Below are 7,180 nucleotides of genomic sequence, written 5' to 3'. Positions count from 1 at the left end.
TCCCCCCCAAAAAAGCCGCACGATTTTCGGATCGTGCGGCTTTTTTGCGTTTCGCTGGAACCTTACGCGCTTAAACGTGCCGTCACTTCATTCAGCTGTCCCGACAACCCATGCAGGTTGTGGCTGGCCGCTTCGGTGCGTTGCACGTTGTCCAGGTTGGTGCTGGCAATGCTGGTGATCTCGGTGAGGTTGCGCGAGATGTCTTCGGCGACCGAGGTCTGCTCTTCGGCAGCGGTGGCGATCTGGCGGTTCATGTCGCGGATGGCTTCCACGGCGTGGGTGATGCGCTCGAGCATGGCACCGGCCTGCGTCACTTGCTCGACGCTTTCTTCACTGCGCGACTGACCGCTCTCTATCGCCTGGGCCGCGTCTACCGCACCGGTTTGCACCGTCTGGATAATCTGGTTGATCTCAATGATCGACGCCGCCGTGCGCTGGGCCAGGCTGCGCACTTCATCGGCCACCACCGCAAAACCGCGCCCGGCTTCACCGGCTCGGGCGGCTTCGATGGCCGCGTTGAGCGCCAGCAAATTGGTTTGTTCGGCGATGCCGCGAATCACTTCCAGCACCTTGCCGATGCGGCCGCTGTCGGTTTCCAGTTGTCGAATGACCGTCGCGGTGTTGGCGATTTCACCGCGCATGCGGGTGATGGTGTGGATGGTGCCCTGCATCACTTTTCCGCCTTGTTGGGCGGACTGGTCGGCGTCATCCGCCGCACGCGCGGCATCGGCGGCATGCCGTGCGACTTCTTGCGCCGTGGCGGACATTTCGTTCATCGCCGTGGCCACCTGATCGGTGCGGTGGAACTGTTCGTTGGTGCCGCTGGCCATGAGGCCGGCGATCGCTTTCAACTCATTGCTGGCGCCGTCCAGATCCTTGGTACTGGCCTGCAAACGACTGAAGGTTTCGGCGAGAAAATCGCGCAACGTGTTGGCCGCCATCGCCAATTTGCCCAGCTCATCCTGACGGGTACTGGCCACGCGTTCGGCAAACTTGCCCTGGCTGAGTTGCGCCACGTAATCGATCAGCTTGCGGATCGGCTCGACCAGGTTGCGGTTGACCAGCCACAGGCTCAACAGGCCGATCAACAGACCCGAAGCGAGCATCACGATGATCCCCAGCAACACGGTGCGATCGGCACTGGCGCTGATCCGCTTCGACTGTTCAGTGCCCTGCTTGCGCAGCTCGCTGACCAGTTCGCTCATCTGATCACTGGTCGCCCGGTCCACGCCCTTCACGGCGGTATCGCCCGCCGTTGGATCGGCACCGGCCGCCACGTAGGCATCGCGGCCCTTCTGGTACGCCGCACCTAACACGCGGTGTTCGTCACGCAGGCGTTCGATGCGGGTCTTGAGTTGCGGCTCGATACCCTTCTGCCCTGCCAGCTCGCCGAGGATGCCCTGCACATCGCGCTGACGGTCTTCGAACTGCTTCCAGTACTTGTTCAGATCCGCCGGTTGCTTGCCGCGCAGCAGAACGTTTTTCCATTCCTGGACCTGCACCTTGAACTGCAGGTTGGCTTCATCGATCAATTGTGAGGTGTGCAGCGGGCCGTCGATCAAGTTCGCATAGCTTTGAACGCCGCTGGACAGAAAGTGAAAGCAGGCCAGCGCGATCAACAGCATCGCAAACAGGCTACCACTCAGCAGGGCGAGAATTTGCGCTCTCAAGGACTTTTGCAGAAACATCGGAAGGTACTCATGACAGGAATGAGGCACGCCCTGGGTGAGGCGTGAAAGTAGATCGGACATCCCTGTCTGCCGCGTCGGCGAGTGGCCGACGGCGCGCAACTTAACCTAAGCGTGATCGGCGTGCCAGAGCGCTTCTTTAAGCGAATCCGACCATCGGCAGCGCAATCGTTTGCGTTATTTATCCGTCACAAAAACGTCATCACAGCTTGCGATGATGCGGCTCAAGTGAACCTGTGAAACCCGCGACAGGCGCCTCCTCACAACGAGACCTCATGAACCACAGCATTGACCAAAGCCATCGCGACCCGGACCTGTTCGGTCTGCTGTACGGTTTCAGCTTTCGCCCCGGCGAACGCGGCCGGGAGATCGATTCGGCCATGGCGTTGCGGTGTCTGCAGCAACCGGGCGACAGCGATGAGTTTCTCTGGCTGCACCTGAACCTCGCCCATGCCGCGTGCGAGCGCTGGATGAAAAGTCATCTGGAGTTGCCCGACGAATTTTTCGAAGCCTTGCATGAAGGCTCGCGTTCGACGCGCATCGAGCATGTCGATTCGGCGTTGCTGGCGGTGGTCAACGACGTGGTGTTCAACCTCAGCAGCATGGTCTCCTCGGATGTGTCGACGTTGTGGGTATGCGCCCGTAGCCGGCTAATCATCAGCGCGCGCCTGCAACCGCTGCACTCGGTGGACAAGTTGCGTTCGTCGGTGAAGGCCGGTGAATGCTTTCGTTCGCCGCTTGAATTGCTGGTGCATTTGCTGCGCGACCAGGGCGAGGTGCTGACGCAGATCGTGCGCAAGACCAGCCTCAGTGTCGATCAGATCGAAGATGAATTGCTGTCCTCGCGGCTGTCGACCAACCGCGCGGAACTGGGTGCCAATCGCCGGGTGCTGGTACGCCTGCAACGGCTGCTGGCGCTGGAGCCGGGCTCGTTGCTGCGCCTGCTCAATCGTCCGCCGCAATGGTTGCAGAAAGAAGACGTGAAGGAGCTGCGCAAGTCCACCGAGGAGTTTGCGCTGATCATCAACGACCTGACGGCATTGGGTGAGCGGATCAAGCTGTTGCAGGAAGAGATTGCCGCCAACCTGAATGAACAGAGCAACCGTACGCTGTTCACCCTGACCGTGGTGACGGTGCTGGCCTTGCCGATCAACATCATTGCCGGTTTCTTTGGCATGAACGTGGGGGGCGTGCCGCTCTCCCAGGATCCGGAGGGGTTCTGGATTCTGGTGGCATTGGTCGCGACGTTTACCGTGATCGCGGGGCGATGGGCGTTTCGCAAGCGGCAGGATTACTAATCCCGAAGCGCATCGAACCCCTGTGGCGAGGGAGCTTGCTCCCGCTGGGTCGCGAAGCGGACCCACATCCTGCCAAACAGTTTTTCTGACACACCGCGAGTACCGGGTTTACGGTTGCTTCGCAGCCGAGCGGGAGCAAGCTCCCTCGCCACAGGGGATTGCGTAGCCCTTGGATGTTGGTGCGGGGTTCTGATCAACGGATCAGCAAAAGCGCCAAACACTGACCCAGCGCAGCGTCTCTGTAACATTTGGCAATGATCATGACTGACACTCCTTTCTCTCCTCAGGATTGTCCGTGATGGCTACTCCTTCCTACACCGCCGCCCAGGCGCCCGCCCGCAGCGCGAAGCCGCAGTTCGATAAAAAACCCGGCCTGCTGACCATCGTGATTTTCTTCGCTGTGCTGGCGATCGGGCTGTTGTTTACCGCGTACAGCCTGATGCACGACATGAACGAACTCGGCACGGTGGTCACCACCTGGACGCCGTTTCTGCTGCTGGGCGTGGCGTTGCTGATCGCGCTGGGGTTCGAGTTCGTCAACGGTTTCCACGACACCGCCAACGCGGTGGCCACGGTGATTTACACCAACTCCTTGCCGCCGAACGTTGCGGTGGTCTGGTCCGGGTTGTTCAACTTCCTCGGCGTGCTGCTGTCGAGCGGCGCGGTGGCGTTCGGCATCATCGCGTTGCTGCCGGTGGAGTTGATTCTGCAAGTCGGGTCGTCCGCCGGTTTCGCGATGATTTTCGCCCTGTTGATCGCGGCGATTCTGTGGAACCTCGGCACCTGGTGGCTGGGCTTGCCGGCGTCGTCGTCGCACACGCTGATCGGTTCGATCATCGGTGTCGGCGTCGCCAATGCCCTGATGCACGGGCGCGACGGCACCAGCGGCGTGGATTGGGCGCAAGCGACCAAAGTCGGTTATGCGTTGCTGCTCTCGCCCCTGGTCGGCTTCGCCGCCGCCGCGTTGCTGTTGCTGGCCCTGCGCGCCTTCGTCAAGAATCGCGCGCTGTACAAGGAGCCCAAAGGCAATACCCCGCCACCGTGGTGGATTCGCGGCCTGTTGATCCTGACCTGCACCGGCGTGTCCTTCGCCCACGGTTCCAACGACGGCCAGAAAGGCATGGGCCTGATCATGCTGATCCTGGTGGGCACCCTGCCGATGGCGTATGCGCTGAACCGCACCATGCCGGCGGATCAGGCGCTGCAATTCGCCGCCGTGGCCGAGGTTACCCAGCAAGCCCTGATGAAGCACACCTCGCTGCCCGCACCCGCCGATCCGCGTCCGGTGCTCTCCGATTACATGCGCACCAAGGACGCTACGCCGCAACTGATCCCCGCCCTCGCGACGCTGGCCGGCAACATCGGCAACGAAGTGAAGGGTTACGGTTCGCTGTCGAAAGTCCCGGCCGAGGCCATGGGCAACGTGCGCAACGACATGTACCTGACCAGCGAAACCATTCGCCTGATGGAAAAAAACAAGGTCGGTAACTTCGACGCCGACACCACCGGCAAGCTGCAGTTGTTCAAGCAGCAGATCGACAATGCCACACGGTTCATTCCGCTGTGGGTGAAGATCGCGGTGGCGATCGCGCTGGGCCTGGGCACCATGGTCGGCTGGAAGCGCATCGTGGTCACGGTCGGCGAGAAGATCGGCAAGAGCCACCTGACTTACGCCCAAGGTGCCTCGGCGGAAACCGTGGCCATGCTGACCATCGGCGCGGCGGACATGTTCGGGCTGCCGGTGTCGACCACCCACGTATTGTCATCGGGGGTGGCCGGGACCATGGTCGCCAACGGCGGTGGCTTGCAGATGACGACCATTCGCAACCTGCTGATGGCCTGGGTGTTGACCTTGCCGGCGGCGATTCTGTTGTCGGGCAGTTTGTATTGGTTGTTCACCCGAATCTTCTGACCACCACAGGTTATGCGTTGGACTGGATAATCTGCGCCAACCAATCCATGAACGCTCTGACCCGCAACGGCAAACGCCGTTGCGGGGCATAGAGGAGCGACACCTCCATCGACGGCGCGTTCAACTGCGGTAACACCGCCACCAGTTCACCGCTGAGCAAGCGCGACTGCATGCCCTTCAGCGGTGCCTGAATCAACCCGAATCCCCCCACGCACGCCGCTTCATAAGCGTCGGTGCTGTTCACCGTGACGCTGCCCGCCATCGGTAATCGATGCAGCTTGCCATCGACCTCATACAGAAACCCCTCCGAACGCGAACCCAGTACGCCGACGTAATGGACCAGCCGATGCTGCGCCAGGTCTTCGAGTGTTTCGGGAATGCCATAACGCTGCAGATAAGCGGGACTGGCGCAATTGACCATCGCAAAATCACACACGTGACGCGCGACCACCGATTGATCCGGTTGTACGCCAACCCGCACGACGCAGTCAAAACCCTCCCTTTGCACATCAACCCGGCGATCGGTGGTGCTGATTTCCAGTTCCAGATTGGGGTGCAGCGCGATGAATTCCGGCAACCGCGGCAACACCACCTGGCGCGCCAGGAAGTTCGGCATGTCGAAGCGAATCCGCCCGGTGAGCGACGCCGCATCCTGGCGAAACAGCCCTTCGATTTCGTCCATGTACGACAGCAAATCCTTGCTGCGTTCGTACAACACCAGGCCGTCCTGTGTCGCCTGAACCCTGCGCGTGGTTCGTTGCAGCAACCGCGTTCCCAGCAGCGCTTCGAGCGCCTGAACATGTTCCGACACGGTGGAACGGGGCAAGCCCAGGCTTTCGCCGGCCAGGGTAAAACTCGACACCTCGCTGACGCGAACGAAGGTGCGCAGCAGTTCCAGTTTGTTCATGGTTCGACCTTCGATTGTCCGGATTAACCGATCAGTGATTCCAATTTCAGCCTGTTTATCACCCTATGACGGATAAATAAACTTCCTTCACACCGTTACTCACCACCCTTGAGGAAGCCCCATGAATCGCAAAATCGCACTGATCACCGGCGCCAGCCGCGGCCTTGGCAAAAACGCAGCGCTGCATCTGGCCGCCCAGGGTGTCGACGTCATCGGCACCTATAACAGCAAAGCCGATGAGGCGCAGGCACTGGTCGCGGAAATCGAAAGCCTCGGTGGTCGCGCCGCCATGTTGCAACTGGACGTGGGCCAGAGCGAGCGCTTCGCAGATTTCGCCACGCAGGTCGCCGAGGTATTGCGCAGCCGTTTCGATCGCCAGCACTTCGACTTTTTGCTCAACAACGCCGGCATCGGGGTGTATGCGAACTTAGTCGACACCACCGTCGAGCAGTTCGACTTGCTGATGAACATCCATTTGAAAGGGCCGTTTTTCCTGACTCAGAAGTTGCTGCCGTTGATGACGGATGGTGGCCGCATCCTCAACGTGTCCAGCGGACTGACCCGCTTCAGCCTGCCGGGTTACGGCACTTACGCGGCGATGAAAGGCGCGATGGAAGTACTGACGCGTTATCAAGCGAAGGAGCTCGGTGCACGGGGCATCTCGGTAAATACCTTGGCGCCTGGCGCGATCGAAACCGATTTCGGCGGCGGTACCGTGCGCGACAATGCGCAGGTGAACCAGATGATCGCCGACAATACCGCGCTGGGTCGTGTCGGTCTGCCGGACGATATCGGCGCCGCGATTGCGCTGCTGCTGGCACCGGGCAGCCAGTGGATCAACGGCCAGCGCGTCGAGGCGTCGGGCGGGATGTTTTTGTAAACAGCACGCGTTAAGCGGGCTGACTATCAGCCCGCTTAACGATCATCCTTGGCAAGAAGTGCGCATTACCCATCGCTCGCGCACCACGTCATACGCCCAGTGGTAAACGTAGGTGTACGGCAGGAAAAACAGCAACACACCGATATCCAGCAGGAACGCCTGCCACAGGCTGACATTGAGCCACCAGGCAATCAGCGGCACGCCAACCGCCACCAGCCCCCCTTCAAACAACAGCGCATGGACGACTCGCGTCCAAGCGTTGTGCACGATGTCGAAACGCTGCAGCACACGATCAAATATCCCGTTGAACAGCACGTTCCACGCCAGTGCCAGCGCCGCGATCACGACGGTGACGACGCCCATGTCGAGCATCGGTTTGTCCATGATCCACGCCAGCAACGGGGTGCAGATCACGATGGCCAACAGCTCGAAGCCGATGGCCTGGAAAATACGTTCGGTGATGGATTTTTGCATGTTCATGAGCAGAGCTCCTGA

Annotated in this window: 6 protein-coding genes; 3 read left to right on the top strand and 3 right to left on the bottom strand. The window is 60.6% G+C overall.

The window, feature by feature from the left end; translation table 11 throughout:
* Positions 1-62: 62 nt before the first annotated feature.
* Positions 63-1,688 (bottom strand): methyl-accepting chemotaxis protein, encoded by a 1,626-nt coding sequence (locus ACM6I5_RS17255; RefSeq protein WP_414877910.1) that lies wholly within the window; start codon positions 1,686-1,688, stop codon positions 63-65.
* A 275-nt stretch (positions 1,689-1,963) separates the two neighbouring features.
* Here ACM6I5_RS17255 and ACM6I5_RS17250 point away from each other — a divergent pair, with 275 nt between their 5' ends.
* Both ACM6I5_RS17250 and ACM6I5_RS17245 read left to right on the top strand, forming a co-directional pair.
* Entirely contained in the window at positions 1,964-2,986 is a 1,023-nt protein-coding gene (locus ACM6I5_RS17250; protein ID WP_017340385.1) for a transporter, read from the top strand.
* A 298-nt stretch (positions 2,987-3,284) separates the two neighbouring features.
* On the top strand, positions 3,285-4,898 hold the full coding sequence (locus ACM6I5_RS17245) for an inorganic phosphate transporter (protein ID WP_414884264.1): 1,614 nt from the start codon (positions 3,285-3,287) through the stop codon (positions 4,896-4,898).
* Positions 4,899-4,908: 10 nt separating this feature from the next.
* On the opposite strand, the gene ACM6I5_RS17240 is transcribed toward ACM6I5_RS17245, so the two are convergent.
* The gene (locus ACM6I5_RS17240) at positions 4,909-5,805 is read right to left on the bottom strand and encodes a LysR family transcriptional regulator (RefSeq protein ID WP_017340387.1); all 897 of its coding nucleotides are present in this window, start codon (positions 5,803-5,805) and stop codon (positions 4,909-4,911) included.
* 121 nt (positions 5,806-5,926) lie between these two features.
* Here ACM6I5_RS17240 and ACM6I5_RS17235 point away from each other — a divergent pair, with 121 nt between their 5' ends.
* On the top strand, positions 5,927-6,685 hold the full coding sequence (locus ACM6I5_RS17235; protein WP_017340388.1) for an SDR family NAD(P)-dependent oxidoreductase: 759 nt from the start codon (positions 5,927-5,929) through the stop codon (positions 6,683-6,685).
* Between the two features lie 42 nt (positions 6,686-6,727).
* Here ACM6I5_RS17235 and ACM6I5_RS17230 read toward each other — a convergent pair whose 3' ends face one another.
* Positions 6,728-7,165: a multidrug/biocide efflux PACE transporter gene (locus ACM6I5_RS17230; RefSeq protein WP_414877903.1), complete on the bottom strand. Its 438-nt coding sequence runs from the start codon at positions 7,163-7,165 to the stop codon at positions 6,728-6,730.
* Positions 7,166-7,180 lie beyond the last annotated feature (15 nt).

Source organism: Pseudomonas sp. IT-P171, assembly GCF_949767765.1.
Lineage (GTDB): Bacteria > Pseudomonadota > Gammaproteobacteria > Pseudomonadales > Pseudomonadaceae > Aquipseudomonas > Aquipseudomonas fluorescens_B.
Note: the sequence above shows the minus strand (reverse complement) of the source record. Positions and strands in the feature narration are given on the sequence as shown.

Excerpts from the sequence above, each read along its gene's own strand:
- ACM6I5_RS17255 (WP_414877910.1), bottom strand. The coding sequence starts at position 1,688 with ATGTTTCTGCAAAAGTCCTTGAGAGCGCAAATTCTCGCCCTGCTGAGT.
- ACM6I5_RS17250 (WP_017340385.1), top strand. The coding sequence starts at position 1,964 with ATGAACCACAGCATTGACCAAAGCCATCGCGACCCGGACCTGTTCGGT.
- ACM6I5_RS17245 (WP_414884264.1), top strand. The coding sequence starts at position 3,285 with ATGGCTACTCCTTCCTACACCGCCGCCCAGGCGCCCGCCCGCAGCGCG.
- ACM6I5_RS17240 (WP_017340387.1), bottom strand. The coding sequence starts at position 5,805 with ATGAACAAACTGGAACTGCTGCGCACCTTCGTTCGCGTCAGCGAGGTG.
- ACM6I5_RS17235 (WP_017340388.1), top strand. The coding sequence starts at position 5,927 with ATGAATCGCAAAATCGCACTGATCACCGGCGCCAGCCGCGGCCTTGGC.
- ACM6I5_RS17230 (WP_414877903.1), bottom strand. The coding sequence starts at position 7,165 with ATGAACATGCAAAAATCCATCACCGAACGTATTTTCCAGGCCATCGGC.